At 67.3% G+C, this 25,983-nt stretch carries 27 protein-coding genes and 1 tRNA gene; 17 read left to right on the forward strand and 11 right to left on the reverse strand.

Translation table 11 applies throughout. The annotated features are described in order from the left end of the window. Window positions 1–141: 141 nt before the first annotated feature. Genes LRX77_RS06875 through LRX77_RS06890 form a run of 4 tightly spaced genes read right to left on the reverse strand, consistent with a single transcriptional unit; the run spans window position 142 to window position 4,889 of the window. Window positions 142–1,098, reverse strand: a complete 957-nt coding sequence (locus LRX77_RS06875; protein ID WP_231832169.1) for an NUDIX hydrolase — start codon at window positions 1,096–1,098, stop codon at window positions 142–144. Further along, on the reverse strand, window positions 1,095–3,287 hold the full coding sequence (locus LRX77_RS06880; RefSeq protein WP_231832170.1) for an RNA degradosome polyphosphate kinase: 2,193 nt from the start codon (window positions 3,285–3,287) through the stop codon (window positions 1,095–1,097). Before LRX77_RS06880 ends, LRX77_RS06875 begins: the two co-directional genes overlap by 4 nt. Window positions 3,288–3,294: 7 nt before the next feature. Then, window positions 3,295–4,182 (reverse strand): mycothiol synthase, encoded by an 888-nt coding sequence (mshD, locus tag LRX77_RS06885; RefSeq protein WP_231832171.1) that lies wholly within the window; start codon window positions 4,180–4,182, stop codon window positions 3,295–3,297. After that, on the reverse strand, window positions 4,179–4,889 hold the full coding sequence (locus tag LRX77_RS06890; RefSeq protein WP_231832172.1) for a winged helix-turn-helix transcriptional regulator: 711 nt from the start codon (window positions 4,887–4,889) through the stop codon (window positions 4,179–4,181). The genes mshD and LRX77_RS06890 overlap by 4 nt, the downstream gene beginning before the upstream one ends. Window positions 4,890–5,146: 257 nt before the next feature. Between LRX77_RS06890 and LRX77_RS06895 the strand changes: the two genes are divergently transcribed. From LRX77_RS06895 to LRX77_RS06905, 3 genes are read left to right on the forward strand one after another with little or no spacing between them, the layout of a single operon-like run. Next, entirely contained in the window at window positions 5,147–5,767 is a 621-nt protein-coding gene (locus LRX77_RS06895; protein WP_231832173.1) for an FABP family protein, read from the forward strand. Continuing rightward, a complete protein-coding gene (ygfZ, locus tag LRX77_RS06900) occupies window positions 5,764–6,843 on the forward strand; it encodes a CAF17-like 4Fe-4S cluster assembly/insertion protein YgfZ (RefSeq protein ID WP_231832174.1) in 1,080 nt (359 codons plus the stop codon). The genes LRX77_RS06895 and ygfZ overlap by 4 nt, the downstream gene beginning before the upstream one ends. Before the next feature lie 41 nt (window positions 6,844–6,884). Continuing rightward, complete coding sequence (locus LRX77_RS06905; protein ID WP_231832175.1) at window positions 6,885–7,637, forward strand: phosphoglyceromutase; 753 nt, start codon at window positions 6,885–6,887, stop codon at window positions 7,635–7,637. Window positions 7,638–7,742: 105 nt separating this feature from the next. Here the strand turns inward: LRX77_RS06905 and phoU are convergent, their stop codons facing one another. Beyond that, window positions 7,743–8,417, reverse strand: a complete 675-nt coding sequence (phoU, locus tag LRX77_RS06910; RefSeq protein WP_231832176.1) for a phosphate signaling complex protein PhoU — start codon at window positions 8,415–8,417, stop codon at window positions 7,743–7,745. Between the two features lie 166 nt (window positions 8,418–8,583). On the opposite strand from phoU, the gene LRX77_RS06915 reads away from it, so the two are divergent. Then, window positions 8,584–9,783, forward strand: coding sequence for a sensor histidine kinase (locus LRX77_RS06915; RefSeq protein ID WP_231832177.1), 1,200 nt, complete (start codon window positions 8,584–8,586; stop codon window positions 9,781–9,783). 88 nt (window positions 9,784–9,871) lie between these two features. Next, window positions 9,872–10,558: a response regulator transcription factor gene (locus LRX77_RS06920; RefSeq protein WP_231832178.1), complete on the forward strand. Its 687-nt coding sequence runs from the start codon at window positions 9,872–9,874 to the stop codon at window positions 10,556–10,558. A 31-nt stretch (window positions 10,559–10,589) separates the two neighbouring features. Here the strand turns inward: LRX77_RS06920 and LRX77_RS06925 are convergent, their stop codons facing one another. Beyond that, window positions 10,590–11,138, reverse strand: a complete 549-nt coding sequence (locus tag LRX77_RS06925) for a hypothetical protein (RefSeq protein ID WP_231832179.1) — start codon at window positions 11,136–11,138, stop codon at window positions 10,590–10,592. 162 nt (window positions 11,139–11,300) lie between these two features. On the opposite strand from LRX77_RS06925, the gene LRX77_RS06930 reads away from it, so the two are divergent. From LRX77_RS06930 to rlmB, 4 genes are read left to right on the forward strand one after another with little or no spacing between them, the layout of a single operon-like run. Further along, on the forward strand, window positions 11,301–11,783 hold the full coding sequence (locus tag LRX77_RS06930; RefSeq protein ID WP_158030239.1) for a CarD family transcriptional regulator: 483 nt from the start codon (window positions 11,301–11,303) through the stop codon (window positions 11,781–11,783). Between the two features lie 23 nt (window positions 11,784–11,806). Continuing rightward, the gene (gene ispF, locus LRX77_RS06935) at window positions 11,807–12,301 is read left to right on the forward strand and encodes a 2-C-methyl-D-erythritol 2,4-cyclodiphosphate synthase (protein WP_231832180.1); all 495 of its coding nucleotides are present in this window, start codon (window positions 11,807–11,809) and stop codon (window positions 12,299–12,301) included. A gap of 40 nt (window positions 12,302–12,341) precedes the next feature. After that, a complete protein-coding gene (gene cysS, locus LRX77_RS06940) occupies window positions 12,342–13,757 on the forward strand; it encodes a cysteine--tRNA ligase (protein ID WP_231832181.1) in 1,416 nt (471 codons plus the stop codon). Further along, complete coding sequence (gene rlmB, locus LRX77_RS06945) at window positions 13,757–14,743, forward strand: 23S rRNA (guanosine(2251)-2'-O)-methyltransferase RlmB (RefSeq protein ID WP_231832182.1); 987 nt, start codon at window positions 13,757–13,759, stop codon at window positions 14,741–14,743. The genes cysS and rlmB overlap by 1 nt, the downstream gene beginning before the upstream one ends. On the opposite strand, the gene LRX77_RS06950 is transcribed toward rlmB, so the two are convergent. Further along, window positions 14,714–15,790, reverse strand: a complete 1,077-nt coding sequence (locus LRX77_RS06950) for an ABC transporter ATP-binding protein (protein ID WP_231832183.1) — start codon at window positions 15,788–15,790, stop codon at window positions 14,714–14,716. The genes rlmB and LRX77_RS06950 overlap by 30 nt on opposite strands. 161 nt (window positions 15,791–15,951) lie before the next feature. Between LRX77_RS06950 and LRX77_RS06955 the strand changes: the two genes are divergently transcribed. Together LRX77_RS06955 and LRX77_RS06960 are read left to right on the forward strand one after the other, a co-directional pair. Continuing rightward, the gene (locus LRX77_RS06955) at window positions 15,952–16,854 is read left to right on the forward strand and encodes a DsbA family protein (RefSeq protein ID WP_231832184.1); all 903 of its coding nucleotides are present in this window, start codon (window positions 15,952–15,954) and stop codon (window positions 16,852–16,854) included. A gap of 80 nt (window positions 16,855–16,934) precedes the next feature. Further along, window positions 16,935–17,007 (forward strand) — tRNA-Thr (locus LRX77_RS06960). 57 nt (window positions 17,008–17,064) lie between these two features. Here the strand turns inward: LRX77_RS06960 and msrB are convergent. Further along, on the reverse strand, window positions 17,065–17,508 hold the full coding sequence (msrB, locus tag LRX77_RS06965) for a peptide-methionine (R)-S-oxide reductase MsrB (RefSeq protein WP_231832185.1): 444 nt from the start codon (window positions 17,506–17,508) through the stop codon (window positions 17,065–17,067). Between the two features lie 85 nt (window positions 17,509–17,593). Here msrB and LRX77_RS06970 point away from each other — a divergent pair, with 85 nt between their 5' ends. The 4 genes from LRX77_RS06970 (at window position 17,594) to groL (ending at window position 21,406) form a co-directional block, all read left to right on the forward strand. Continuing rightward, window positions 17,594–17,842: a DUF3263 domain-containing protein gene (locus LRX77_RS06970; RefSeq protein WP_231832186.1), complete on the forward strand. Its 249-nt coding sequence runs from the start codon at window positions 17,594–17,596 to the stop codon at window positions 17,840–17,842. 14 nt (window positions 17,843–17,856) lie between these two features. After that, window positions 17,857–18,495: a LytR C-terminal domain-containing protein gene (locus LRX77_RS06975; RefSeq protein WP_231832187.1), complete on the forward strand. Its 639-nt coding sequence runs from the start codon at window positions 17,857–17,859 to the stop codon at window positions 18,493–18,495. 59 nt (window positions 18,496–18,554) lie between these two features. Beyond that, window positions 18,555–19,667, forward strand: a complete 1,113-nt coding sequence (locus LRX77_RS06980) for a DUF3048 domain-containing protein (RefSeq protein WP_231832188.1) — start codon at window positions 18,555–18,557, stop codon at window positions 19,665–19,667. Between the two features lie 119 nt (window positions 19,668–19,786). Continuing rightward, complete coding sequence (groL, locus tag LRX77_RS06985; protein ID WP_231832189.1) at window positions 19,787–21,406, forward strand: chaperonin GroEL; 1,620 nt, start codon at window positions 19,787–19,789, stop codon at window positions 21,404–21,406. Between the two features lie 197 nt (window positions 21,407–21,603). Here the strand turns inward: groL and LRX77_RS06990 are convergent, their stop codons facing one another. Genes LRX77_RS06990 through LRX77_RS07000 form a run of 3 tightly spaced genes read right to left on the reverse strand, consistent with a single transcriptional unit; the run spans window position 21,604 to window position 25,036 of the window. After that, window positions 21,604–23,250, reverse strand: coding sequence for a DNA repair helicase XPB (locus LRX77_RS06990; protein WP_231832190.1), 1,647 nt, complete (start codon window positions 23,248–23,250; stop codon window positions 21,604–21,606). Next, window positions 23,238–24,782: a helicase-associated domain-containing protein gene (locus LRX77_RS06995; RefSeq protein ID WP_231832191.1), complete on the reverse strand. Its 1,545-nt coding sequence runs from the start codon at window positions 24,780–24,782 to the stop codon at window positions 23,238–23,240. Before LRX77_RS06995 ends, LRX77_RS06990 begins: the two co-directional genes overlap by 13 nt. Before the next feature lie 5 nt (window positions 24,783–24,787). Beyond that, window positions 24,788–25,036, reverse strand: a complete 249-nt coding sequence (locus LRX77_RS07000) for a hypothetical protein (RefSeq protein ID WP_231832192.1) — start codon at window positions 25,034–25,036, stop codon at window positions 24,788–24,790. A gap of 91 nt (window positions 25,037–25,127) precedes the next feature. On the opposite strand from LRX77_RS07000, the gene LRX77_RS07005 reads away from it, so the two are divergent. Together LRX77_RS07005 and LRX77_RS07010 are read left to right on the forward strand one after the other, a co-directional pair. Further along, entirely contained in the window at window positions 25,128–25,511 is a 384-nt protein-coding gene (locus tag LRX77_RS07005) for a cold-shock protein (RefSeq protein ID WP_158030225.1), read from the forward strand. Then, complete coding sequence (locus LRX77_RS07010) at window positions 25,504–25,974, forward strand: DUF3027 domain-containing protein (RefSeq protein WP_231832193.1); 471 nt, start codon at window positions 25,504–25,506, stop codon at window positions 25,972–25,974. The genes LRX77_RS07005 and LRX77_RS07010 overlap by 8 nt, the downstream gene beginning before the upstream one ends. Window positions 25,975–25,983: the final 9 nt, after the last annotated feature.

Genomic DNA, 25,983 nt, shown 5'->3' on the forward strand with positions numbered 1-25,983 from the left:
AAGCGGCCCGGTTCGCCTTTCAAACTACGGACGCCCGGTGTCGGGATTCTCACCAGCACCTTAACGGCAGGTGAACGACGGTGGGCCGTTCAGAACGGCAGAGTTCTGCGTGGGGCAGACCGCGCTCGGGCGACATCCCGATCAGCTGTCGCTCTCTTCGTCGAAGGGAGCGTACGTCGCCACGGTGACGAGCTCGAAGGGATGCTCGGCGTCGCCGGTCTGCGCGATCTGCGCGACGACCAGCTCGGCCGGCGCCAGCGTGGCATGCGAGAGCAGCCGAGCGCGAGCGGGCTCGTCGATCAGGGCGCCGATCGCCGAGAGCACGCCCGGGAGAACCGGACGATGGGCGCAGAACAACGCCGGGCGCCCCTGCGACACGATCTCGGTGACCAGACGCTCCGACGCCTCCGGGTCGGCTGCGTAGTCGGTCTCGGTGAGCTCGGCGGCGCGGCGCACACGGGTGCCGCATGAGGCCGCATACGGCTGCACCGTCGAGAGGCAGCGCTGCCAGGGGCTCGTCACGATCTGCGGGAACGTTCCCCAGCACTGCAGCAGCGGCGTGAGATGCTTGGCCTGTGACTGCCCGTGCGAGGTCAGCGGGCGGCTGGCCTCGCCCTTGCTCCAGTCGACGCGTGAGGTGGCCTTGGCGTGGCGCAGCACGCCGACGGTGAAGATCGGGCGATCGAGCGTGGGCAGCTGCGCCTCGAGTCGGGTGAGCAGTTCGCGGTCGAAGTCGTAGGTCAGCAGCCGCTGCGCCTCGGCGAAGGGCAGCCAGAGCAGCTCGTCGACCTCGTGGTTCGGCGAGAAGTGCTTGGCGCTGTCTTTGACCTGATCGGCCGAGATCTGCGCGGTCCAGTACGAGACGACTTTGGGCTTGTCTCCGACGTGATAGTGCACGGCGTCGAGATACGGCCCGAGAGTGGCGCGGATGCGGCTCTCTTCGCGCAGCTCGCGAATGGCCGTCTCGGGCACGCTCTCGCCTGGATCCTGCTTGCCCTTGGGAAACGAGTAGTCGTCATGGGCAGCGCGATGGATGACCAGGATGTACGGCTCGCCGGCGATGCGTCGCCAGCAGAGCACTCCCGCGGCGACGATCATTTGCGCTTCGCCCGAGCCCGTGCCTTGCGCGTCGCGGCGATGCGCAGGAGCTCTTCCTGCACATCGAGCAGCCGGTCGCCGTGGTCGTCGAGGTAGTGACGCTTCCAGCTGCCGTCGGCGCTGAGGTGCCACGACGAGGTCGTGTCGGCGACGCCCATCGCGAGCAGGTCGGTGAGCTCGGTGATCTGGTCGGGGTCGACCAGGCGCACGAGCGCCTCGACGCGACGATCGAGGTTGCGGTGCATCATGTCGGCACTGCCGATGTAGACGATCGGGTCGCCCTCGTTCGCGAACCAGAAGATGCGCGAGTGCTCGAGGAACCGACCGAGCACCGAGCGCACGGTGATGTTCTCGCTGAGCCCCGGCTCGCCCGGCTTGATCGCGCAGATGCCGCGCACCCAGACCTCGACGGGCACGCCGGCCCGGCTGGCGCGATAGAGCGAGTCGATGATCTGCTCGTCGACCAGAGAGTTGACCTTGATCTTGATGCCGCTCGCCTTGCCGGCACGCGCGTTCTCGATCTCTTGGTCGACCAGGTCGATCAGACCGGTGCGAATCGTCTTGGGAGCGACCAGCAGGCGGTTGTAGTCCGATTCGGCAGAGTAGCCCGAGAGATGGTTGAACAGTCGTCCGAGGTCGGCCCCGACCTCTTCAGAGGCGGTGAGCAGGCCGAGGTCTTCGTAGAGACGTGCGGTCTTCGGGTTGTAGTTTCCGGTGCCGACGTGGCTGTACCGAACGAGACGGCCCTCTTCTTCGCGCACGGCGAGCGAGAGCTTGCAGTGCGTCTTCAGCCCGACCAGGCCGTAGACGACGTGCACGCCGGCGCGCTCGAGCTTGCGAGCCCACGAGATGTTGTTCGCCTCGTCGAAGCGCGCCTTGATCTCGACCAGCGCGAGCACCTGCTTGCCGGCGTCGGCTGCGTCGATCAGCGCCTGGACGATCGGGCTGTCGCCCGAGGTGCGGTACAGCGTCTGCTTGATGGCGAGCACGGTCGGGTCGGCCGCGGCATGCTCCAAGAACGCCTGCACGCTGGTCGCGAACGACTCGTAGGGGTGGTGCAGCAGGATGTCCTGCTTGCGAATGGCTCCGAAGAACTCGGCGTGCTGGTGCGGCTCGATGTCCTGCAGAAAGCGGTTGGTGACGGGAACGGCCACCGGGTAGTGCAGCTCTGGGCGGTTCAACCCTGAGATGGCGAACAGGCCGGTGAGATCGAGCGGCTCGCGCAGCTTGTAGACGTCTTCGTTCTGCACGCCCAACTCGCTGACCAGCAGCTCGAGGATGGCCGGGTTGATGTCGCTGGCCACCTCGAGGCGCACCGGCGGGCCGAAGCGCCGACGCAGCAGCTCTTTCTCGAGCGCCTGCAGCAGGTTCTCGGCCTCGTCTTCGTCGACCTCGAGGTCTTCGTTGCGGGTGACGCGGAAGGCGTGCGACTCGACGACCTCCATGCCGGGAAAGAGCTGGTCGAGATGTGCCGAGATGAGCTCTTCGAGCGGCACGAAGTGCGTCTGGGCGTCGCCGATCTCGCCGACGCGGATGAAGCGGGGCAGTGACTGGGGAACCTTGACGCGTGCGAACTCGCGCTTGTTCGTCGTGGGGTTGCGCACGATCACGGCCAGGTTGAGCGACAGACCCGAGATGTACGGGAACGGATGCGCCGAGTCGACCGCCAGCGGGGTCAGAATCGGAAAGACCTTCTCGTCGAAGTAGGTGCGCAGCCGTGCCCGGTCGGCCTGATCGAGCTCGTCGAAGTGCGAGATGCCGATGCCGACCTTCTCGAGCTCTGGCAGAACGTGCTCGTGCAGGATGCTCGCCTGGCGCTCCTGCAGTCGGTGGGCCTCTTTCGAGATCGCGCTGAGCAGTTCGAGCGGCGCATAGCCAGAGACCGCGGGAACGGCGATGCCGAGCGCCACGCGACGCTTCAGGCCGGCGACGCGCACCATGAAGAACTCGTCGAGATTGTTCGCGAAGATCGCCAGGAACGAAGCCCGTTCGAGCAGCTGCAGTCCGTCGTCTGCGGCCAGCTCGAGCACGCGCTCGTTGAAGCCGAGCCAGGAGAGCTCGCGATCCAGGTAGCGGTCTGGCGGCAGCTGGGCGTTCTGCGTCGCTGCTGCGGCCGGGGGAGAGAGCGGTGCGGCGGTGCTCTGCCCCTGGCGGTTCTTCGTCTTAGTCTGCTGTGACGGTTCGCTCATTCCTCAATCATCTCACCTGCCAGTGAATATCTCGTGAACGCTCTTCGAAGCCGAGTCGCCGGTAGAGCGCGAGCGCGGGCATGTTGTCGGCCTCGACATACAGTGACACCTCGGCGACCCGTTCGGCGAGGTGTCGAAGGCCGTGCTCCATGAGCACCCGACCGAGACCGCGGCCGCTGTGGTCGGGGCTCACCGCGATCGCATAGATCTCGCCCTCGGGGCTGTCGTCGGGGCCCGGCGCGATCTTCGTCCAGTTGAACCCGACCAGTTCGTCACCCTGCCAGAGCAGCAGCACGTCGTCGGGCGAATACCAGCTCTCGTGCTGCAGCGCCGCGAGGTCGTCAGCGGTGATCCGGCCCTGCTCGGGATGCGCCGCGAACGCCCGCGCGTTCAGATCGAGCCACGCCCGATCATCGCGACCCGGCCGCAACATCCGCAGAGTGAGGCCGTCGGGCAGCGCACGGGCGGGCTCGCCGGAATCGGCCAGCTCGCGCAGCGCGTGGTGCGGCAGCTGCATCAGCAGCAGCTCGCGAATCGAGATGGCGCCGGATGCGGCGGCGAGTGCATGGGCGGCGGCCAGCCCGCCGTGGGCCCAGATCAGTCGACCGCCGGCGTCGACAGCGGCCTGCCACAGACGTGTGCCGAGCCCCTGCCGACGGGCGTCGGGGGCGACCACGAGCTCGAATTCGTCACCGGTGACGACCGCGGCGGCGGCCAGCGCCGTCTCGTCGGCGTGCACCAGGGCGACTGTGGCCTGGCCTTCGGTCAGCTGACTCCACGAGTGGTCGTTGAACGGCTGGGCCCCGTCGGCGCGGAACGCCCGTGCGGCGAGGTCGCGCAGCGCAGGCAGGTCGTCAGAGCGCACTGGTCGCGGGCCGTCGACCGCCGAGGTCACGCGCTCGCTCCGCCGCTCGCGCCGTTCGCCGCGGCCACCGGCCGCTCCTGGTCGACCGGGTTGAAGCGGTAGCCGACGTTGCGCACCGTGCCGATCAGCGAGTCGAGCTCGCCGAGCTTGGCACGCAGACGGCGCACGTGCACGTCGACTGTGCGCGTGCCGCCGAAGTAGTCGTAGCCCCAGACCTCGCTGAGCAGCTGCTCGCGCGTGAACACCCGGCCGGGGCGGCCGGCGAGAAAGCGCAGCAGCTCGAACTCCTTGTACGTGAGGTCGAGCGGCTTGCCGTTGATGCGCGCCGAGTAGCTGGCCTCGTCGATGGTGAGCCCGGCGGCGCGGATGACGGAGGGGCCGTCTGGCTCGACGGCCGCACTGATGCGTCGGGCCAGGCGGATTCGCGCATCGATCTCGGCAGGGCCGGCGGTCGACAGAATGAAGTCGGATGCACCCCAGTCGCGGCTGATCGCGGCGAGCCCGCCTTCGGTCACGACCAGAATGACGGCGACGTCGAGATGGGAGGCGGCCATCAGCGAGCAGAACTGTCGTGCGGCGGGCAGATCGGCCCGGGCGTCGACGAGAACGACGTCGGCGTCGATGCATGACATGACGCTGTTGCCTGACGGCTGCACGGTCGTGACCTGGTGGCTGAGCAGGGTCAGAGCGGGCAGCACGCCGTCTTTCATGCTGGTGAGAACGACGAGCTTCGACACTGGGGGCCTTCCTGGGGAAAGTTGTCCTCATCATAGTCGAGGCTGGGCATGATCAGCGTCAGCGCCGCGTCACATGCGCATCCGGGCCCTCGCGCGCGACGTGCGCGAGGGCAGGGTGGGACGGGCTAGACTGCTGGCATGGACGGAATCGTTGCACTTGAGATCTTCTTCGTCGGCCTGCTCGCGCTGGCCAGCCTTTCGATCGCCTTCGTGGCGGTGACCGTGCTGGTCAAGCTCTTCAAAGGTCAGCGCTGAGCGTGTTCGACATCCCCGAGGGTCTGCCCGCCGAGGTCAACCCGCTCAGCTGGCTCATCGGTGTCTGGGAGGGCACCGGGGTCGTCAGCTACGGGCCCCAAGACGACCATGTCGAGTACGAGTTCGGACAGCGCGTCAGCTTCACCAACGAGGGCCTGGCTGACCTGCACTACAACGCGTACTACTGGATGCTCGATGACGAGCGAACCCCGTTGACGACCGAGACCGGCTACTGGCGTCTGGCTGTGCCCGAGCGCCCCACCGATCACGGGCCGGCGCTGCTGCCCGGAGCCGACGGCGCGGCGCGCACGATCGACGACGTCGACGAGTTGCGCTCCAAGACCGGGTTCCCGCTCGAGGTGAGCGTGCTGCATCCCGACGGCATCAGCGAGCTCTATGTCGGCACCATCGACGGGCCGCGTGTGCAGATCGGCACCGACGCCGTGCTGCGCCCCGCGGAGTCGCGTCTCTACACCGCTGCCGAGCGCATGTACGGACTGGTCGACGGCCAGCTGATGTGGGCATGGGACATCGCCGCATTCGGTCGACCGCTGACTTCGATGGCCTCGGGCGTGCTGGCTCGCCGCGGGGCTTCCGCGCCGGCCGCGGGAGGCGCTGAGTGACCTCCCCGGCATCGCTCGAGCCTCGACAGCTCGGCGACCCCCTGGGCGAGCAGCACCGGCTGATCACGGGACGGGCGGTGCTCGGCATCCCCACGCGCGACGTCGTGCACGTGACCGGCCCCGATCGCGAGCGCTTTCTCAACGTGCTGCTCTCGCGCGACGTCGGCTCGCTGGCCGCCGGTGACAGCGATGAGGCCCTGCTGCTCGACGCCGCGGGCCATGTGCAGTTCGCCGTCGGCGCCGTCGGCGGCACTGCTGACGACATCTGGCTGCTGCCTGAGCGCGGCGGTGCCGATCGTGTGATCGAGTGGGTGCGCAGGATGCGCTTCATGCTGCGGGTCGAGGCCGAAGACGCCACCTCGCGATTCACGCAGATCGGCTGGTTCGCCGTCGCGGGCCGCGACTGGCAGCCGGCGCTCGAAGGGCTGGCAGACTTCGTCTGGCGCGATCCCTGGGAGCATCTCGTCGACGGCGGCTGGCAGTACGCCGACGACGGTGCTGCCGAATACGAGACCTGGACCTGGCGCATCGCCTTCGTCGGCGGCGATCGTCGCGTCGAGGCCAAGACCCTGCTCGACGACGCCGAGGTGCGTCGCTCCGGCGGTGACGCATGGCAGGCGCTGCGCATCGCGGCGGCGCGTCCGCGCGAGGCCGACGAGGTCGACGAACGCACTATTCCGCACGAGCTCGACTGGCTGCGCAGCGCGGTGCATCTCAGCAAGGGCTGCTATCCGGGGCAGGAGACCATCGCCAAGGTGCACAACCTCGGGCACCCGCCGCGCCGACTGGTGCTGCTGCAGCTCGACGGCAGCGACACCTGGGTCGAACACGGCGATCTCGTGCGTGACGCAGACCAGCAGGTCGGAACCGTCACGACCGGCGGCATGCACTGGGAGATGGGCCCGGTCGCGCTCGCGGTGGTGCGGCGCGGGGTCGCTCTCGACGCCGAGCTGACCGTGCAGCACGGCGACGAGACGATGGTCGCCCGCCAAGAGGCGATCGTGCCGGCGGATGCCGGGGGACTGGCCGCCTCGGTCGTGCGCGATCTGCGTCGGGCGCGTCGCCGGGCTCGGTGATGCGCAGCGTTCGGTCAGGGGCAGCCGGGTAGACTTGACGCATGACTCAAGAGACGCGCACGTTGGTGCTGCTGCGCCACGGCAACAGTGAATGGAACAAGCTGAATCTCTTCTGCGGGTGGGTCGACGCCGACCTGTCCGAGAAGGGTGTCGAAGAGGGGCGGCACGCAGGCGAGCTGCTCTCAGCGGCGGGAGTGCTGCCCGACGTCGTGCACACCTCGGTGCTCAAACGGGCGATCAAGACCGCGAACCTCGCGCTGGAGGCCGCCGATCGCCACTGGATCGACGTGCATCGCTCCTGGCGTCTGAACGAGCGTCACTATGGCGCGCTGCAGGGCAAGAACAAGAGCGAGACTCTTGAGAAGTACGGTGAAGAGAAGTTCATGACCTGGCGTCGCTCGTACGACATCGCGCCGCCTGAGATCGCCGAAGACGACGAGTACGCGCAGACGAACGACCCGCGCTACGGCCTGCTCGAGCGCGTGCCGCGTTCAGAATGCCTCAAAGACGTGCTGGGTCGCCTGGTGCCGTACTGGCAGGACGCCATCGTTCCCGACCTCGCGGCTGGCCGAACGGTGCTGGTCACCGCTCACGGAAACTCGCTGCGTGCGCTGGTCAAGCACCTCGATCGGGTGCCCGACGACGAGATCGCCAAGCTGAACATCCCCACAGGCATTCCGTTGGTCTATCGTCTGAACGATGATCTGCGACCGCTCGTGCCGGGCGGTGAGTACCTCGACCCCGAAGCCGCCGCTGCCGGGGCGGCCGCCGTCGCCGCACAGGGGCGCAAGTAGAGGGCCTCGGCTGAGCGATCTCGGTCGAGAGATCAGCGAAGGCCCCGACGCTGTGCTGACAGCGTCGGGGCCTTCTGCGCATCTGGGGCCCTGCGGGCCAGTCGATCAGAGTGAGCTGCGGTCGCTCTCGTCGCTCTCGCTGGCCCAGTCGCCCGTGGCCAGGTAGATGACCATGTTGGCGATGTTGACCGCGTGGTCGGCGAAGCGCTCATGGTAGCGGCTGGCGAGGGTCACATCGACGGTGTCGAGCGCGGCGTTCTTCCACTCGTCCGAGAGCACGGTGTCGAACACGTGCTTGTGCAGTGCGTCGACCTCGTCATCGGCTCGGCGAATCGCCTCGGCGAGGTCGAGATCCTGGGTGGCCAGGAGCTCGGGCACCTTCTTGGCGATGGCGACGTCGAGCGCGCCGAGGCGCATGAAGGTGTCGCGCAGATCGCCGGGAACGACTCGGTCGGGAAAGCGGTAGCGAGCCAGCTGGGCGACGTGCGCGGCGAGGTCGCCCATGCGCTCGACCGACGAGGTGATGCGCAGGGTGCTGACGATGGTGCGCAGGTCTCTCGCCACCGGCTGCTGCTTGGCGAGAATCGTGATCGAGAGCTCGGTCAGGTCGGAGGCGAGTTCGTCGATGCGATCGTCGTTGTCGATGACCTCTTCGGCGAGATGCACGTTTGACTCGTTGAATGCGGTGACGGCCTTCTCAATGGCCTCGGAGACGAGCGTCGAGATCTCGACGAGCTTGTCCTGGACCTCTTTGAGCTCCTGCTGGAAAACGATGCGCACGGGATTCCTAACGACGTGACGGGTCAGCGATGCTGAACAACGCTGCTGATCATCTCGGAGTGAGGTGAACAGCCGGTGAAGTGACGCTGAACACGAACGAACGGGCAGCTTACCATGCCGGCTCTCTGACGAAGACGCGCCGAGACCCTTGCATAGAATGGTGCGCATGGGTCTTTGGACGGTCGTTCTCGCCGCATTGCTCGGTGCGCTCGTGGCGACGATCGTCGGTCTGCTCCTCTTTCGCTCGTATCAGAAGGGCGAGCGCGGCCGGTACATGGTCGCTCAGATTCTGCCTGACGGCGTTGTGCAGTCGCTGGAGGCACTGCCCTTTCCCGCCTTCGTCGTGAACGCGTCGAACGAAGTGCTGCTGACCACTCCGTCGCTCAAGCCGTTGGGCATCGTCTCGGGCCGGCGCGTGATGCTCGACGAGATCACTCACGACATCGATCAGGTGCGAGAGACGGGCACCGCCGTGCAGCAGGAGCTCGTCCTGCGTCGCGGCCGCGGCGACCGAGCCGACAGCCACATCACCACGCACGTCTCCGTACTGGGCAACCGGTACATTCTCGTCGTCGTCGAAGACCGCACTCAGGAGGTGCTGGTCGAGGCCATGCGGCGAGACTTCACCACGAATGTCAGTCACGAGCTGAAGACGCCGATCGCTGCGGTGCTGCTGCTCAGCGAGGCGCTGGCCGACTCCTCGGACGATCCCGAGCTGGTGAACCGGTTCGCCGGGCAGCTGCGCACCGAGACGCAGCGACTGAGCGACATGGTCGGCGACATCCTCTCTCTGAGTCGTATTGAGAGCGGGCTCGATCAGCGCACGCAGTTCTCCGAGGTCGATCTGGTGGCTGTGGTCGACGCGGCCATGGCGACCGCGCAGGTCGCGGCGCAACGCAAGGGGGTCACCCTCTCGGCTCGCACCGAAGGCGACCTGCACATCGAGGGCGACCAGAAATCGCTGGTCTCGGCGCTCGCCAATCTGCTGACGAACGCCATCGAGTACTCGCCGCGGGGCAGCGACATCGGCGTGCTCGCCTCGGGGCGCGACGACGCCGTCTCGATCGTCGTGACCGACAAGGGCGAGGGAATCTCGAAGGCGCAGCAGAAGCGCATCTTCGAGCGGTTCTACCGGGTCGACCCGGCGCGGGTGCGCTCGACCGGCACCGGCGGCACCGGTCTGGGGCTCAGCATCGTCAAGCACGTCGCCCGCACTCACGGCGGCACGGTCAGCGTCTGGTCGAAGGTGGGCATCGGTTCGAGCTTCACGCTGGATCTTCCGCGCAGCGGAGACCTCGCCGAACAGGTGATCGGCACCGATCGCGAGACGCCCACAGCAGCACCCGTGGTGGTGCGGCGGCCGTGACCGGCATTCGTCCATTGTTCATCAGAGACCAGAGCCAGTTCTGGCATCATGGCGGCCAGTCGTCGCCGTGCGACGAGAGGAAGACACGTTGACGCACCTGCTGTTAGTCGAGGATGCACCGTCGATCAGCGAGCCGCTGACCTACCTGCTGCGGCGTGAGGGCTATGAGGTCACCGTCGCCGACGACGGCCTCAAGGCGCTCGAGGCCTTCGCGCAGGTCGAACCGGATCTCATCTTGCTCGACCTCATGCTGCCGGGCATGAACGGACTCGACGTCTGCCGTCAGATTCGTCAGACCTCGGACGTTCCCGTGATCATGCTCACCGCGAAGGACACCGAGCTCGACACCGTGCTCGGCCTGGAGGTCGGCGCCGACGACTATGTCACCAAGCCCTACTCGTCGCAGGAGCTGCTGGCCCGCGTGCGCGCGGTGCTGCGGCGCAGCGGCGGGGGAGCCGATGGCGACGGCGAGATCACGGTCATCGAGGCCGGCGGTATTCGCATCGACCTCGACTCGCATGTGGTCAGCGTCGAGGGCGGCGAGGTCTATCTGCCGCTCAAAGAGTTCGAGCTGCTGGCCTACCTCGCCGAGAACGTGGGCCGTGTGCTGACCCGGGGCCAGCTCATCGACCAGGTGTGGGGGCCAGACTACTTCGGCGACACCAAGACGCTGGACGTGCATGTCAAGCGCATCCGCTCGAAGATAGAGAAAGACCCCAAGCGCCCGCAGCGCCTGGTGACGGTGCGAGGGTTGGGGTACAAGCTCGAGGCGTGACGCGTCGTGCGCCCGCCCGGGGCGAAACCGGTCAGTGAGCGTCGTGCGAGGGCGTGGCGGCCTCGGTCGGCGACTGCGTCTCGGTCGAAGCCGTCGCAGGCGACGAGCTGGGCTCGCTGCTCGGAACCAGCGACGAGTACTCCTTGAGGTGACCGGCGATGACCGGAATGGTCTTCTGGTCTTCGGTCTGACCGTCGGCGGTGACCTTCGCATGCAGCGTCGCACCGGGCTTGGCGCCGATGTCTGTGAGCACGTGCTCGTTCTCGGGGGCCTCGAGGTCGATGGGCTGGTTCGGCTCGACGCTCCAGCTGATCGGCTGCTGGCCGTCGATGGTCAGCGTGACGTCGGTGGCCTTGGTTCCGGAGGTGGCCACCTGACCGATGAGACGGGCGTGGTCGCCCTCGTCATCCGAGATCAGGGCGATGTTGCTCAGGGTGACGTCGCCGACACCGATCACGATGCCGTCGGAGGCATTGTAGCTGCGCTCCGTGGCGACTGGCGTCGCGTACGAGCAGCCGGCTGCTCCAACCGAGACCAGCGCGACGAAGAGGGCGGCCAAAGTTGCTCTGCGAATGCTCACGTTTCCTCCGCGGTAGTGCCCACCCGCTGCGGCGGGTGGTGGAATCCAGACGTACCCGTTCAGTCTACCGCGAATTCTGTGCGTCTCTCATCACTCTGGGGGTCTGCAGCGGAACGAGTATAGAAATATGGTATCCTTGCGGCCTACGGAGGGCGTTGTTCAATGCGTTTTGAAGTCGGCGAAGTCGTCGTTTACCCACATCATGGGGCAGCCAAGATCACTGAGGTCAAGAAGCGTGCCGTGCGCGGTGAAGAGAAGCTCTACCTCACGCTTGAGGTGGCCCAAGGCGATCTGACGATTCAGGTCCCGGCCGACAGCGTCGAAGAGGTCGGCGTTCGCGACGTGATCGACAAGAAGGGCCTCGAGACCGTCTTCGCCGTGCTCCGCGAGCCGTTCACCGAAGAGCCCACCAACTGGTCGCGCCGCTACAAGGCCAACGTCGAGAAGCTGGCCTCAGGTGATGTCATCAAGGTCAGCGAGGTCGTGCGCGACCTCTGGCGTCGCGATCAGGATCGCGGCCTGTCTGCCGGCGAGAAGCGCATGCTCGTCAAGGCCCGTCAGATTCTCATCTCAGAGCTCGCTCTGGCCGAGAAGACCGACGAAGACAGTGCCGGTGAGATGCTCGACAAAGTTCTGGCCTCCTGAGGCCGCAGCCACTGAGACTCCCCATGACGACTGCGCCTGCCGTCCCGCCTCGCGAGATGCGCACCGGCATCGCCAGCGACGTCCACGCGTTCGGCGACTCCGGCATCCTGCGGCTCGCCGCACTCGACTGGGGTGATGCGCCGGCTCTCACCGGGCACAGCGACGGAGACGCGGTCGTGCACGCCGTCTGCGACGCCCTGCTCTCGGCCGCCGGACTCGGCGACATGGGCGAGCACTTCGGCACTGACCGACCCGAGTATGCCGGCGCCCGCAGCGAGGTCTTTCTGCAGCAGACGCTGCAGCTGGTCGCACGCGACGGCTGGAAGGTCGAGCACGTCGCCGTGCAGGTGATGACCCAGCGGCCGCGAATCTCGCCCAGGCGGCGCGAGGCCGAGAAGCGTCTCACCGAGCTGGTGGACGCCCCGGTGTCGTTCGCGGCGACGACCGCAGACCGTCTCGGAGTCATCGGGGCGGGTGCCGGCGTGCTGGCCCAGGCGGTCGCCACGCTGCGGCGCTGACCTGGGCCGTCGGTCTGAGCCTTCGACGTAGACTTGCCCTGTGACGATTCACCTTTTTGACACCAAGAGCCGCGCCCCGCGCGAGCTGCAGCCGGTGCGCCCCGGCCAGGTCGGCATCTACGTCTGCGGGCCGACGGTGCAGTCTGCGCCGCACATCGGGCATCTGCGATCGGCACTGATCTATGACATCATGCGGCGGTGGGTCACGGCTCGCGGTCTCGAGGTCACGCTGATTCGCAACGTCACCGACATCGACGACAAGATCCTCTCGGGTGCCGAGCAGACCGGAGAATCCTGGTGGGCGCTGGCCTATCGGGTCGAGCGACTGTTCAACGAGGCCTATGATCGTCTGGGCGTGCAGCCGCCGACGTACGAGCCGCGTGCGACCGCGAACATTCAGCGCATGCAGCAGATCATCGCGCGGCTGATCGAACGCGGGCATGCCTACGCGGCCGCAGACGGCAGCGGCGACGTGTACTTCGACACGAAATCGTGGCCGGCCTATGGTGAACTCACCCACCAGCGCCTCGAAGACATGGCCGACGCCGCCGATGCCGACCCGCGGGGCAAACGCGACCCGCGAGACTTCGCACTGTGGAAGGGGCACAAGGCCGGTGAGCCCGAGACCGCCGCGTGGGAGTCGCCGTGGGGGCGGGGTCGTCCGGGCTGGCACATCGAGTGCTCGGCGATGTCGACCCAGTATCTCGGCGAGACCTTCGACATCCACGGCGGCGGGCTCGACCTGCGCTTCCCGCACCATGAGAACGAGCTGGCCCAGTCGAGCGCGGCCGGCTTCGAGTTCGCCCGCATCTGGGTGCACAACGGTCTGGTCGCCGTCGGCGACCAGAAGATGAGCAAGTCGCTCGGCAACTCGGTCTTCGCCGCCGACCTGCTCGATGCGGCCCCGGCACAGGCCGTGCGATACTTTCTCAGTTCGGCCCACTACCGCTCGACGCTGGAGTACTCGCCGGCCGCCCTCGACGAGGCTGCGGTCGCGGTCGGGCGCATCAACGGATTCGTGCAGCGTCTGCATGAGACCGTCGACGGTGCAGGCGTGGGTGCAGATGCCTGGGCCGCACTGCCGACGGCGTTCGTCGAAGCGATGGACGATGACCTCGGCGTGCCACAGGGCCTGGCGGTGCTGCATGAGCAGGTGCGCCGAGGCAACGCGGCGCTGGCCGATGGCGATGCGACGACCGCATTGCAGGCCGGGGAGTCGGTCGAGGCCATGCTGCGGGTGCTGGGCCTGCACCCGGACGACTTCGCCGCTGACGAGACCGGCGACGACGCGGTCGAACGAGCGCTCGACCATCTGGTGGCCGAGCGGCTCAAGGCTCGTGCGACCGCACGGGCCGAACGGGACTTCTCGGCTGCCGATCGCATCCGTGACGAGCTGATCGCAGCAGGGCTGCAGATCGAAGACACCCCCAACGGGGCGAAATGGAGTGTGGAGTGATGGCAGAACGTCGTCGCGCGGGTGCCGTGCGCAAACACAAGAAGGGTGCACAGGCCGGTTCGGGCGGTCAGGGGCGCAAGAAGCTCGAGGGCCGTGGGCCGACGCCGAAGGCCGAAGACCGGCCGTACCACCCCAAGGCCAAGGCGAAGGCTCGCGCCGAGCGCTCCGCCGCTGGCGCACAGCCCTACCGCGGGCATCAGGGCGGCCGCAGCGGTCGGCCCATGGTGCACAAGCAGCGCGACACCGAGGTGATCGGCGGCCGCAACTCGGTCGTCGAGGCTCTGGTCGCGAAGGTGCCCGCCACCGCACTCTATGTGGCCGAGCACATCGACGCAGACGACCGCGTTCGCGACGCGCTCGCTCGCGCGACCGGTCGCGGCATCCCTGTGACGACCGTCACCCGAGACGAGCTCGACCATCTCGTCGGCGAGGGCGCGGTGCATCAGGGCATCGCGCTGCAGGTGCCGCCGTACCGCTACGCGAAGATCGACCAGCTGCTCTCGCAGTCCGACGACCATGCGCCGCTCATCGTCGCGCTCGACGGGGTGACCGACCCGAGAAACCTCGGCGCGATCATCCGCTCGGTCGCGGCCTTCGGGGCCGACGGGGTCATCATCCCCGAGCGTCGCAGCGCGGGCGTGACCGCATCGGCCTGGAAGACCTCGGCGGGCGCCGCTCTGCGCACGCAGGTGGCGATGGTGCCCAACCTCACGCAGACGCTGCGTCAGCTCAAGAAAGACGGGCTGTTCGTCGTCGGCCTCGACGGCGGCGGGGACGTGTCGCTGCCCGAGCTCAACCTCGCCACCGATCCGCTGGTGATCGTCGTGGGCTCTGAGGGCAAAGGCCTGTCGCGACTGGTGCGCGAGACCTGCGATGAGATCGTGTCGATTCCGATCACGAGCGGCGTCGAGAGTCTGAATGCGGGTATCGCCGCCGCCGTCGCAATGTATGCGGTGTCAACCGCACGCAGCGGGAGCGGCGAGTAGTCGACCGCTGTCGGCGTCGAAGACCCAGGCATGCTCGACGGCGACAGCCAGGCGCACGCGGTCGCCGGGCTGCAGCCCGGCACCGCTGGTCTCCATCTGACACTCGCTGCGGTCTCGATCGGCGAGACGCAGGGTCAGGGTGTGCGACCCGTCGGGCGCCCCGGTGACATGTTCGACTGTGCCGCCGAGGTCTTCACGCTGATCGCTGAGCGTCATGTGCCGCGAGGCGATCGCGAGCACGACCGGCCCGTGCGTTCCCGGCACGATGCGGCACTGGTCGCCGATGCAGATCGTGCCGTCTTCGGCGGTCGCCGTCCAGCAGGTGATCGGCTCGTCGATGACGGTCTGGGCGACGGTCAGATCGTGTGGCCGACTGCGCAGGTGCGCGAGTGAGCCGATCTGGTGCAGCCGCCCGTCGTCGAGCACGGCGATGGGCTCGTCAAGCAGCGCCGCCTCTGCGAGATCTCTGGTCGCGTAGAGGGTGGTGACGCCGAGTCGCGCGGCCAGCGTGCGGATGCTGCTGAGCAGCGGATGGCGCACCTCGGACGACAGACTGGTGAAGGGCTCGTCGAGCAGCAGCAGGTCAGGGATGCGAGCGAGCGCCCGCCCCACGGCGACGCGCTGGCGCTCGCGGCCGGAGAGCTCATGCGGCGCCGAATCGAGCAGATCGTCGAGATCGAGGCCGTCTGCGACCACACTGACACGGCGATCGCGCTCGGACTGGTCGACCCCTGCGACTTTGAGCGCGAACGCGATGTTGTCGCGCACCGACATCTGCGGGTAGAGCGCGTAGTTCTGAAAGACCATGGCGACGTTGCGGTGCTTGGGCGGCAGGCGTGTGACGTCACGGCCGTCGATGCTCATCGTGCCCGAGGCCGTCTCTTCGAGGCCGGCGATCATGCGCAGCAGCGTCGACTTGCCCGAGCCGCTCTGGCCCAGCAGGGTGAGGAAGGCGCCGTCGTCGACCGACAGCGACATGTCGCGCACTGCGGGCTCGGTCGCACCCGGATAGACGCACGAGGCGTGTTCCAAGACCAGAGAGGGCATAGTCTCATTATGCGCGATTCTCACTGTCAGCGGTCGCGGCAAGACCCGGTATTCTCAGTGGGAGCTGTGAGACGGCGCGATCCAGCTGCCTGTATGGCAAGCTGGGAGGCGCGATCCATTGTAGATGCAACTTATTTGGCCGAATCGACCAGAGGGAGACCATGGCAGGCAGCACATCGGGCGGCAACGCCCAGAACCGCCCGACGAAGAACGAGCGGCGTGAGGCGGCGCGTGAGAAGGCGCGTCAGCTCCGCGAGCAGCAGGAGCGGCAGCGCAAGCGCAACCGTCTGCTCATTCAGATCGGTGTCGTCGTCGCAGTGGTGGCCGTCGTCGTGGGCGGCTGGCTGATCGTCCAGAACGTGCAGAAGCACGAGCAGGCGGCCGCCTCGGTCATGCCGGCCAACATGCCGAACGACGGTGTGGTGATCTCGCAGGATCTCGCCGTGCAGAGGGCCGAAGCCCGCTCCGTCGATGTGCAGCCGGAGCGTCAGACCTCGGCCGACGGGCGTCTCGTCGTCGAGCTCTACGCCGATTTCATGTGCCCGGTGTGCGGTCAGTTCGAGCAGACCTACGGACAGATGCTCAGCGAGCAGGCCCAGGCAGGCAACATCGACTTGGTCATCCACCCGGTCTCGATTCTGGATCAGGCCTCGCAGGGCACCAAGTACTCGACGCGTGCGGCTGCCGCTGCCGCCTCGGTCGCGACGTACGCGCCCGATAGCTTTCTCAACTACTTCACCACCCTTCTGCAGCCCGGAGTGCAGCCCAGCGAGAGCACCAGCGGTCTGACCGACGACCGGCTCGTCGAGCTTGCCCGACAGGTCATCGGTGACGATCAGCCCGACGAGCAGGATCAGGTCGAGAAGTCGATTCGCGACGGCGAGTTCAAGAAATGGGTCAAGCGGTCGACCGATGCGGCGAATCTCACCGGAACGCCGACCGTCTACATCGACGGGCAGTCGGTCGACGACCTCAGCAAGGTCAGTGAAACGCTGCAGCAGAAGCTCAAAGATCGTGGCATCGACATGACGCAGACCGGTGCCGACGTTTCCTCTGGTCAGTGAGCGCCACGCTGGTCTGAGCGCGATCGTGCGGACGAGTCGCATCACCCGCTAAGATGAGTTCGGCCGTTCTCACGGTCGACGCCGACTTAGCTCATCTGGTAGAGCACCTGTCTTGTAAACAGGAGGTGGCGGGTTCGAGCCCCGCAGTCGGCTCAAGCGCAACAGCTCGATATCACGGGCGAGCAGTTGCCGCGTCGAGCCTCTGCCGCGTCAGGCGTCGGTCTCGAAGGTGAGCGCGACCGAGTTCATGCAGTAGCGTTGTCCGGTCGGAGTCTGGGGAGCATCCTCGAACACATGGCCCAAGTGCGAGCCGCACGTCGCGCAGCGCACCTCGGTGCGCACCATGCCGTGCGAGTCGTCCCTGATCAGCGTCACGGCATCGGTGTCGCGCGGGTCGTAGAAGCTGGGCCAGCCGCACCCCGACTCGAACTTCGTCGTCGAGGTGAAGAGCTCGGCGCCGCAGGCGCGGCAGCGATAGACCCCGACGCGATGCTCGTCGAGCAGCTCGCCCGTCCAAGGGCGTTCGGTGGCCGCTTCGCGCAGCACCGCATACTCGACGGGGTCGAGTCGCTGCCGCCATTCGGCGTCTGTGACGGCCGCAGCCTCAGAGACGGCCTCTGAGCCCTGCTCGGGTGAATCGTGCTGATCTGTCATGATCGACCTCCGTGCTTCGCCGCGGTCTGCGCGGCGGTGAATCGTGCCTGAACGCGCCTGCTCTCATAGCGTAGACTCCCATATCATGTGCACGGGCGGGCTCACTCCACTGCAGCGCGACGTGCTGCGCTGCGAGATGGAGCTGCAGAACCTGCGACAGGGGCGAAGTCGTGCGATTCGCGACAGGCTCGGTCTCAGCGCCGTGCGCTACGAACAGATTCTGCGGTCATTGGTCGGCGTGCCCGAGGCGGTGGCGTTCGCTCCTGACGTCATGCATCGCGTCGAGCGGCGGTTACACAGTCAAGAGCCTCGCGACGCACGTGCGCAGAAGTGAGAGAGAATTGAGACATGGCTGAGAAGTTCCCGAAAGACGAGTTCGACGACCTGTCCGCATCGCGCAAGGTCGGCGCGCATCGCGCGGCCGAACGCGGCTGGCGCACGCTGCGCATCGTGATCGGGGCACTGATCGCCACGGCTCTGGTCGTGGGCATCGTCTACGGAGTCATGCAGATCACCCGCAGCCAGAGCGTCTTCCACGACTATTCGGCGGCGCCGCAGAGCGAGAGCTCGGATCCCGCTGAGTCAGCGAGCCCGTCGAGCGAAGCGGTTGAGAGCGCCGAAGGCGCCAGCGCCGAGCCGAGCGATTCGGCGAGTCCGTCGCCCAGCCCGTCGGCGGCCGCCGTCAACGCGCACTCGCTCGAGGTCACCGTGCTCAACGCACAGGGCGCCAACGCAGAGGCCGGTCTGGCCGCTCGCACGGGAGCGAAGCTCACCGCGAAGGGCTGGAAGATCGGTCAGGTCGCCACTGCCTCCTCGTCGTTCGGCGCACATCGCAGCACCATCGTCTATTACACCGACGAACGCTATGCCGACGCCGCCAAACAGCTCAGCAGCGACCTGCAGATCACCACCGCGCCGCAGTACAACGCCACCCTGTCGGTGCCACTGACCGTGGCGATCGGAAGCGACTACTCGGCACGCCGCTGATCGTTCGCCTGGCCGGTGCGCGCCCCACCGTCGAATCCGCATCACGAAGGAGACCCCCCATGAACCGCATCCGCACGCGAACCGCTCGTCGAGGCTCGGCAGTGGTCGGAGGCCTGCTGGTCGTGGGACTGAGCGCTGCGGCGCTCGCCGGCTGCGCGAAGCACGAGCCGGAGCCCGAGCCGGTCGAAGAGTCGCCGAGCCCGACTGCCCCGGTTCTGGCACCGCTCACCGGCGAAGAGATGCCAGACTTCGACCTGAACCATGCGGCCGTGACCGTGAAGGTGCCCAACGCGAACGACGGCGCCCGCCCGCAGGTCAACCTCAACTCGGCCGACCTCGTCTACGAGGAGCAGGTCGAAGGCGGCATCACCCGTTACGTCGCCGTCTATCACTCGCGTCTGCCGGGTCTCGTGGGGCCTGTGCGCTCGGCCCGTCCCACCGACACCAGCCTCGTGTCGCCGATCGGCGGAGCTTTCGTCTACTCAGGGTCGCACAGCGCCTTCGACGAGGTGCTCGGCTCGATGGCGGCCACCAGAATCGACGAGAGCCATGCTGATGTGCTCACCCGTGACGACAGCTGGGGGCGAGGTGCCCCGAACAACCTGTTCGCGCATCCGCAGACCGCGCTTGCCGCGCTCGACGACGACGCTCGCACAGCGCAGCCGGCCGCGCAGTTCGCGTACGCGACGAAAGACCAGCCCGCGTCGGCCGCGCAGAGCGGCGACGCGCTGACGGGGCTGTCGGTCTCGGTCGGGGCGGATGCGCCGCGCCGGTGGACGTGGGACGCCGCGCAGAGCCGCTGGGTGCGATCGACCGCCAAAGGCCAGATCGACAGCACGCTGCAGGGAGACTCCGCCGACGCGGCTCAGCCGGAGCAGATCGCGGCCGACAACGTCGTGGTCATTCGATCGGTGCTCGGTCAGCCCTACGATCTGGGTGCGAAGGGGCTCTCGCCGCGTTATCAGCTCGACGGCGCCAGCGGGCAGGGCTATGTGCTCTCGGGCGGTCGCGTGCTCGATGTCTTGTGGAGCAAGGCCGACGCCGCTTCGCCATTCGTGCTGACGGCGGCCGACGGTGCCGGCGAGGTGCGTCTGCAGCCGGGCTCGAGCTGGGTCGAGCTGGTGCCAGACGGCAGCGGACAGGCCGTGCCGGAAGGACGCACCGCCGCCTGACGAACTTCGTCGTGTGACTTGCACTCTCATGGTGCGAGTGCTAATCATGTATTGGCACTCGTGATTGCCGAGTGCTAACGAAGCTGACACTTCCGAGAGTCCAGAAGGGACGATTTCACATGGCTAAGATCATTGCCTTTGAAGAGGAGGCCCGTCGTGGCCTCGAGCGCGGTCTGAACATCCTGGCAGACACGGTGAAAGTGACGCTGGGCCCGCGCGGTCGCAACGTCGTGCTCGAGAAGAAGTGGGGCGCCCCCACGATCACGAACGACGGTGTGTCTATCGCCAAAGAGATCGAGCTCGAAGATCCGTACGAGAAGATCGGCGCCGAGCTGGTCAAAGAGGTCGCGAAGAAGACCGATGACGTCGCTGGTGACGGCACCACGACCGCGACCGTGCTCGCCCAGTCGCTCGTCAAAGAGGGCCTGCGCAACGTGGCCGCCGGAGCCGACCCGGTGGGTCTGCGCCGCGGCATCGACAAGGCGACCGCCGCAGTCGTGAAGCAGCTGCTCGACACCGCGAAAGAGGTCGAGACCGAAGAAGAGACCGCTGCGACCGCATCGATCTCAGCCGGCGACCCCGAGATCGGCAAGATCATCGCCAAGGCGATTCACACGGTCTCGAAAGAGGGCGTCGTCACCGTCGAGGAGTCGAACACCTTCGGCATCGACCTCGAGATCACCGAGGGCCTGCGCTTCGACAAGGGCGTGCTCTCGCAGTACTTCATCACCGACCCGGAGCGCCAGGAGGCCGTGCTCGACGACCCCTACATCCTGATCGTCAACGGCAAGATCTCGGCCATCAACGACCTGGTTCCCGTGCTGAACAAGGTGCGCGAGGCGGGCAAGGAGCTGCTGATCATCGCCGAGGACGTCGACGGTGAGGCGCTGGCCACTCTCGTGGTCAACAAGATCCGCGGCATCTTCAAGTCGGTGGCCGTGAAGGCCCCGGGCTTCGGCGACCGTCGCAAGGCCATGCTGCAGGACATCGCCATTCTGACCGGCGGTCAGGTCATCGCAGAGGAGGTCGGCCTCAAGCTCGAGAACACCGACCTCGGCCTGCTGGGCCGTGCCCGCAAGGTCGTCGTGACCAAGGACGAGACCACCATCGTCGAGGGTGCCGGCGACAAGGCGCAGATCGACGGTCGCGCCGCGCAGATTCGCGCTGAGATCGAGAAGACCGACTCGGACTACGACCGCGAGAAGCTGCAGGAGCGTCTGGCGAAGATCTCGGGCGGCGTCGCCGTCATCAAGGTCGGCGCCGCGACCGAGCCCGAGCTCAAAGAGCGCAAGGCTCGCATCGAAGACGCCGTGCGCAACGCGAAGGCTGCGGCTGAAGAGGGCATCGTCGCCGGCGGCGGCGTGGCTCTGATCCAGGCCTCGCACGTCATCGACACCCTCGATCTCGAGGGCGACGAGGCCACCGGTGCACAGATCGTGCGCAAGGGCGTCACCGCGCCGCTGAAGCAGATCGCGCTGAACGCGGGGCTCGAGCCCGGCGTCGTGGCCGAGAAGGTCTCGACTCTGAAGCCCGGCGAGGGCCTCAACGCCGCGACCGGCGAGTACGTGAACCTGCTCGAGGCCGGCATCGCCGACCCGGTCAAGGTCACCCGCTCGGCTCTGCAGAACGCCGCGTCGATCGCCGGTCTGTTCCTGACGACTGAGGCCGTCGTGGCTGAGAAGCCCGAGAAGGCTGCTCCGGCTGCTCCTGCCGACCCGTCAGCAGGAATGGACTTCTGATCAGCTGACTGATCCGGTCGCAAAAGCCCTGGCTGCGTTTCGCAGTCAGGGCTTTTGTCTGCCCGCCCACCACGGATTGCTCGCTCTCACTGCAAATCGCGCGAGAACGAGCTGATCTCAAGCGATCTGGGGTGGTGTTAAGCGATCGGCGTTGGTGCAGGCGCAGCTGCAGCTGCAGCTGTTGTCTCAGCCGGCGCTCAGGCCGGAATCCTCACCGGCAGATCCTCGGCGTCGACGATGCGGTATGAGTAGCCCTGCTCGCTCAGAAAGCGCTGCCGCGACAGGGCGTAGTCCTGGTCGACGGTGTCGGCCACCACGATCGAGTAGAAGACCGAGCGCGAGCCGTCGCTGTTCGGGCGGATGATGCGGCCGAGTCGCTGCGCCTCCTCCTGCCGCGAGCCGAACGCGCCCGAGATCTGGATGGCGACCCGCGCATCCGGCAGATCGACCGAGAAGTTGGCGACCTTCGAGACGATCAGAGCCCGCTGCTCACCGGTGCGGAAGGCGGCGAAGAGCCGCTCGCGCTCAGGCGTCGGGGTCTTGCCCGTGATCAGCGGCAGCCCGGTGCGCTCGGCCACCAGCTCGAGCTGGTCGAGGTACTGCCCGATGACCAGCGTCTGGTCGCCGGCGTGCTCGTCGAGCAGCTCGGACACCGCATCGAGCTTCGCCGTGGCCAGTGCTGTCGCATGATATCGCTCGGCGTCGGCGAGCATGGCGTAGCGCGCCTGCTCGGCTTCCGAGAACTCGACCCGCACCTCGACGCAGTCGGCCGGCGAGATGAATCCCTGCGCCTCGATGTCGCGCCAGGGCGCCTCGTAGCGCTTCGGCCCGATCAGCGAGAACACGTCAGACTCCTTGCCGTCTTCGCGCACCAGCGTCGCGGTCAGCCCCAGACGCCGCCGGGCCTGCAGCTCGGCTGTGAGCTTGAAGATCGGTGCTGGCAGCAGATGCACCTCGTCATAGACGATCAGCCCCCAGTTCTCGGCATTGAGCAGGCTGAGGTGGGTGTACTTCTTGCTGCGTCGAGCGGTCAGCATCTGGTACGTGGCGATGGTCACCGGAGCGATGATCTTGGCCTCGCCCGAGTACTCGCCGATCTGTTCGTCGGTCAGCTCGGTGCGGCGCAGCAGCTCGTCGCGCCACTGGTGGGCCGCGAGCGTGTTCGTCACCAGAATCAGAGTCTTGCGGTCGAGTGCGGCCATTGCCCCGGCGCCGACGACGGTCTTGCCCGCGCCGCAGGGCAGCACGACGACGCCGGAGCCCCCGGCCACGAACGCGTCGACGGCCTGCTGCTGGTAGGGGCGCAGATGCCAGTCGTCTTCGTTCAGGTCGATTTCATATGGGTCGCCATCGGTGTAGCCGGCATGGTCTTCGGCTGGCCACCCGATGCGCAGCAGCTCCTGCTTGAGCTGGCCGCGCGCCCATTCCTGCACGATCCAGGTGCGCTGGTCGACCTGCTCGGTCAGCAGCGCGGCCACACGCTTGTGATTGGCCACGTCGGTGAGCAGACGTGCGTCGTCGGCGGTGAGCACCAGACGGCCTTCGCGGTCGCGGGTGATGTCGAGCCGTCCGTAGCGCTCGATCGCGTCGGTGATCGTGCGCACGACGGTGTCGGGCACGGCGAACTTCGCATACCTGTTGAGCGCCCCGGTGATCTCGTCGGCGGTCACGCCGGCTGCGGCGGCGTTCCAGAGCCCCATGCGCGTGATGCGATAGGTGTGCACGTGTTCGGGCGCGCGCTCCAGCTCGGCGAATCCACCGATCGCCTGCCGCGCGGCGTTGGCGTCGGGATGGTCGAGTTCGAGCAGCACCGTACGGTCGCTCTGCACGATCAGTGGTCCCATGAGGTCTCCTTCGTGATCGGGTGCACTTCGGCGATGGCTTTCAGCGGCAGCGTGCGTTCGATCTCGGCGCCGGGCTCACGGCCGCGCAGCCGCGTGTCGCCCATGCCGATGACCTCGAGCACCACGGTGCGTGTGGCATCGCCGACGTGCACCGTGATCGAGACCGGCGCATGCTCGCGCAGCGCGGTCTCGAGCAGCAGGCGGATGCGGGCGTCTGGCGAATCGCGGAACTCGCCCACCAGCGCGCGTGCGCGGGCGATCGGGTCGCGGTCGTCGGCGGAGCCCGTCGCACTGCGTGCGCTGCTCGAAGAGGCGCGCGGCGCGGCGGCGGTCGATGCGGATTCGGTGCCTGGTCGGCTGCGGCGGCCGTCGGCTCCCGGTGACTCGGCGAGGGAGCGCAGCAGGTACTCCAACGGCTGGCTCAGCTCGCCGCGCAGCAGCGTCTCGAGAAAGCCTCGGATCGCGCTCACCGGCTCTCCATGACGCAGGGCGGCGGCGACCGTCTGCTCGCTGATCTGGTAGGTGTGCGTCTCGACGAGGCGCGTCGGCGCGGCGATGCGTCGCAGCTGTCGTGCGAGTTGCGGCGTGAGCAGCCCGGGAACCAGCAGTTCGAGGTGGTTGTAGAGGTAGCCGTACTCGGTCAGGGCGGGCCACTGCTCGGCCAGCTGCCGTTGCCGATCGTCGTCGTGGTCGACCCAGGCCCTGCCCAGGTCGGTCAGTCGGCCGGTCGCGTCGATGATGGTCAGCACGCGCCAGTCGTGCAGCAGACGCTGCAGTCGCGCGGCGAGGTGCTCGTGCGCCAGCGGCCACCGGGCGGTCGCCGCGTCGTTCAGCGTCTCAGCCATGGGCCGGGCGGTCTCAGCGCGGTGTGCGACGGCTTCGTCGACGACGGCTGCGAGATCGTCTGGCACGGTCGCTGCAGCGAGTCGGCGCCAGGCGTCGAGCAGACGCAGGTCGAGCCAGCTCGCAGCCTCGGGGGTGGGAGCGACGCGGTTGTCATCGGCGTGGAACAGGCCTGCGACCATGGCGATCGAGATCAGCGCGCTCACCGTGCTGGGCTCGATGTCGAGGATGTGCCCGACCTCTGCCAGTGCGGAGACCGGCACGTGACCGGTCGCAGTCAGCGGCAGTGACGAGTGCTCGGCCTGCAGCACGACAGTCTGCACTGCGATGACGGAGTGCCAGGGAGCAGCTGCGTCGAGGTCGCGCGTGACTGGCACCTCAGGTCGCGGCAGCGCGCGCATCGCCGCGATGCGGTCAGCGACTCCAGGAAGAGGGTCTCCTGCGTCATCGGCCAGCAGCAGTGCGGTGGCCGCGGCGCAGGGAGTGTGAGCAGTGAGCAGAGCCCGCAGATCGTCGGCGGTGAGCACCGCGAGTCGGCGGTCGATCGCATCGGTGTGGGCCAGCCGTGAGCTCAGATCGTAGAGATCGGCGATGCGCAGCCGGGGCAGGTGTGAGAGCGAGACGACGGTGTCGAGATCGGTGTCGGGCAGTGCGACCACGGCGTCGGAGTAGGCGATGGTCTGTGACATTCACATCACGACTGTTCGCGACTGCGCTGACGGATGATCATGATGGTCAGCACCGCGATGAGCACGATTCCGACGGGGAGGCCGATGAGCGGGACGGTCTCGACGATGCGCGCGAATGTGCCGAGGCCGCTTTGCCGGGAGAGGAAGAAGATGGTGATCAGCGCACAGACTGAGGAAAGCACGAGGATGCCGATCGTGATCGCTCCGAGCACGTTCACCGCTCGCGAACGGCGGGGTGTGTCTTGTTGGATCATCCTTATAGAATACTTGTCGTGCGCGATCCGCGCGACGGAGTATCTCGCGCAGATGTCGTGAGACCGTGAGTGAACTCGAAAGAGATGTGCGATGCCAACCGGAAAAGTGAAGTTCTTCGACGAGGAGAAAGGGTTTGGCTTCATCACCGCTGATGACGGCCAACAGGTCTTTCTGCACACCTCGGCACTGCCCGCCGGGGTGACCTCGCTGCACCCGGGAACCCGTCTGGAGTTCGGGGTGGCCGAGGGCAAGCGTGGCGCGCAGGCGCTCTCGGTTCGCGTGCTGACGGCACCGCCGAGCGTCGCGAAATCACGTCGGCGCGCCGCCGAAGACATGTCGGTCGTGGTCGAAGATCTGATCAAACTGCTCGACGGCATCGGTGGCGGTCTGAAGCACGGCCGCTACCCGTCTGACGCACATGCCCGCAAGGTCGCCGCAGTGCTGCGCAAGGTGGCGGACGAACTCGATGTCTGACCCCACTGTGTCTGATCCCGCCGCGTTCCTGGCCCAAGAGGCCGCCGCTCGCTCGGCACTGGCCGAGATCGCCCCAGCGCGTCAGATCGGGGCGCTGCTGCGCGCAGACCCCGAACCCGACGAGAACGTGTTCACTCTGCGGTTCGCCTCTGACGTTCCCGGCTACCCGCACTGGGAATGGGCGGCTGTGCTGGGCCGTGTCGACGCCGTGTCGACGCCCACGGTGCTTGAAGTCGGTCTCATGCCTGGGGCGGGCGCGCTCGTTCCGCCCGCCTGGGTGCCGTGGTCGGAGCGCTTCGCCGAGTACAAGGCGCAGCATGATGACGACTCTGACGAAGATTCGACGGCCGATGCCGAATCGCAGTCTGACGGTGACGCCGAGTCCGAGGCCGCGGATGAGCCGATGAGCGAGGAAACGGCTGAGACGACGGCTGAGGCCGAGGGATCACCCTCGGAGGAGTGACCCCGACGG

Origin of the sequence: Pseudoclavibacter sp. 13-3 (assembly GCF_021168475.1) — a bacterium.
GTDB lineage: Bacteria > Actinomycetota > Actinomycetes > Actinomycetales > Microbacteriaceae > Pseudoclavibacter_A.

Bases quoted from the DNA above. Each gene is read 5' to 3' on its own strand.
- LRX77_RS06875 (WP_231832169.1), bottom strand. From the start codon at position 1,098: ATGATCGTCGCCGCGGGAGTGCTCTGCTGGCGACGCATCGCCGGCGAG.
- LRX77_RS06880 (WP_231832170.1), bottom strand. From the start codon at position 3,287: ATGAGCGAACCGTCACAGCAGACTAAGACGAAGAACCGCCAGGGGCAG.
- LRX77_RS06905 (WP_231832175.1), top strand. From the start codon at position 6,885: ATGACTCAAGAGACGCGCACGTTGGTGCTGCTGCGCCACGGCAACAGT.
- LRX77_RS06915 (WP_231832177.1), top strand. From the start codon at position 8,584: ATGGGTCTTTGGACGGTCGTTCTCGCCGCATTGCTCGGTGCGCTCGTG.
- LRX77_RS06930 (WP_158030239.1), top strand. From the start codon at position 11,301: ATGCGTTTTGAAGTCGGCGAAGTCGTCGTTTACCCACATCATGGGGCA.
- ispF (WP_231832180.1), top strand. From the start codon at position 11,807: ATGACGACTGCGCCTGCCGTCCCGCCTCGCGAGATGCGCACCGGCATC.
- rlmB (WP_231832182.1), top strand. From the start codon at position 13,757: ATGGCAGAACGTCGTCGCGCGGGTGCCGTGCGCAAACACAAGAAGGGT.
- LRX77_RS06950 (WP_231832183.1), bottom strand. From the start codon at position 15,790: ATGCCCTCTCTGGTCTTGGAACACGCCTCGTGCGTCTATCCGGGTGCG.
- LRX77_RS06955 (WP_231832184.1), top strand. From the start codon at position 15,952: ATGGCAGGCAGCACATCGGGCGGCAACGCCCAGAACCGCCCGACGAAG.
- msrB (WP_231832185.1), bottom strand. From the start codon at position 17,508: ATGACAGATCAGCACGATTCACCCGAGCAGGGCTCAGAGGCCGTCTCT.
- LRX77_RS06970 (WP_231832186.1), top strand. From the start codon at position 17,594: ATGTGCACGGGCGGGCTCACTCCACTGCAGCGCGACGTGCTGCGCTGC.
- LRX77_RS06975 (WP_231832187.1), top strand. From the start codon at position 17,857: ATGGCTGAGAAGTTCCCGAAAGACGAGTTCGACGACCTGTCCGCATCG.
- LRX77_RS06980 (WP_231832188.1), top strand. From the start codon at position 18,555: ATGAACCGCATCCGCACGCGAACCGCTCGTCGAGGCTCGGCAGTGGTC.
- groL (WP_231832189.1), top strand. From the start codon at position 19,787: ATGGCTAAGATCATTGCCTTTGAAGAGGAGGCCCGTCGTGGCCTCGAG.
- LRX77_RS06990 (WP_231832190.1), bottom strand. From the start codon at position 23,250: ATGGGACCACTGATCGTGCAGAGCGACCGTACGGTGCTGCTCGAACTC.
- LRX77_RS06995 (WP_231832191.1), bottom strand. From the start codon at position 24,782: ATGTCACAGACCATCGCCTACTCCGACGCCGTGGTCGCACTGCCCGAC.
- LRX77_RS07000 (WP_231832192.1), bottom strand. From the start codon at position 25,036: ATGATCCAACAAGACACACCCCGCCGTTCGCGAGCGGTGAACGTGCTC.
- LRX77_RS07005 (WP_158030225.1), top strand. From the start codon at position 25,128: ATGCCAACCGGAAAAGTGAAGTTCTTCGACGAGGAGAAAGGGTTTGGC.
- LRX77_RS07010 (WP_231832193.1), top strand. From the start codon at position 25,504: ATGTCTGACCCCACTGTGTCTGATCCCGCCGCGTTCCTGGCCCAAGAG.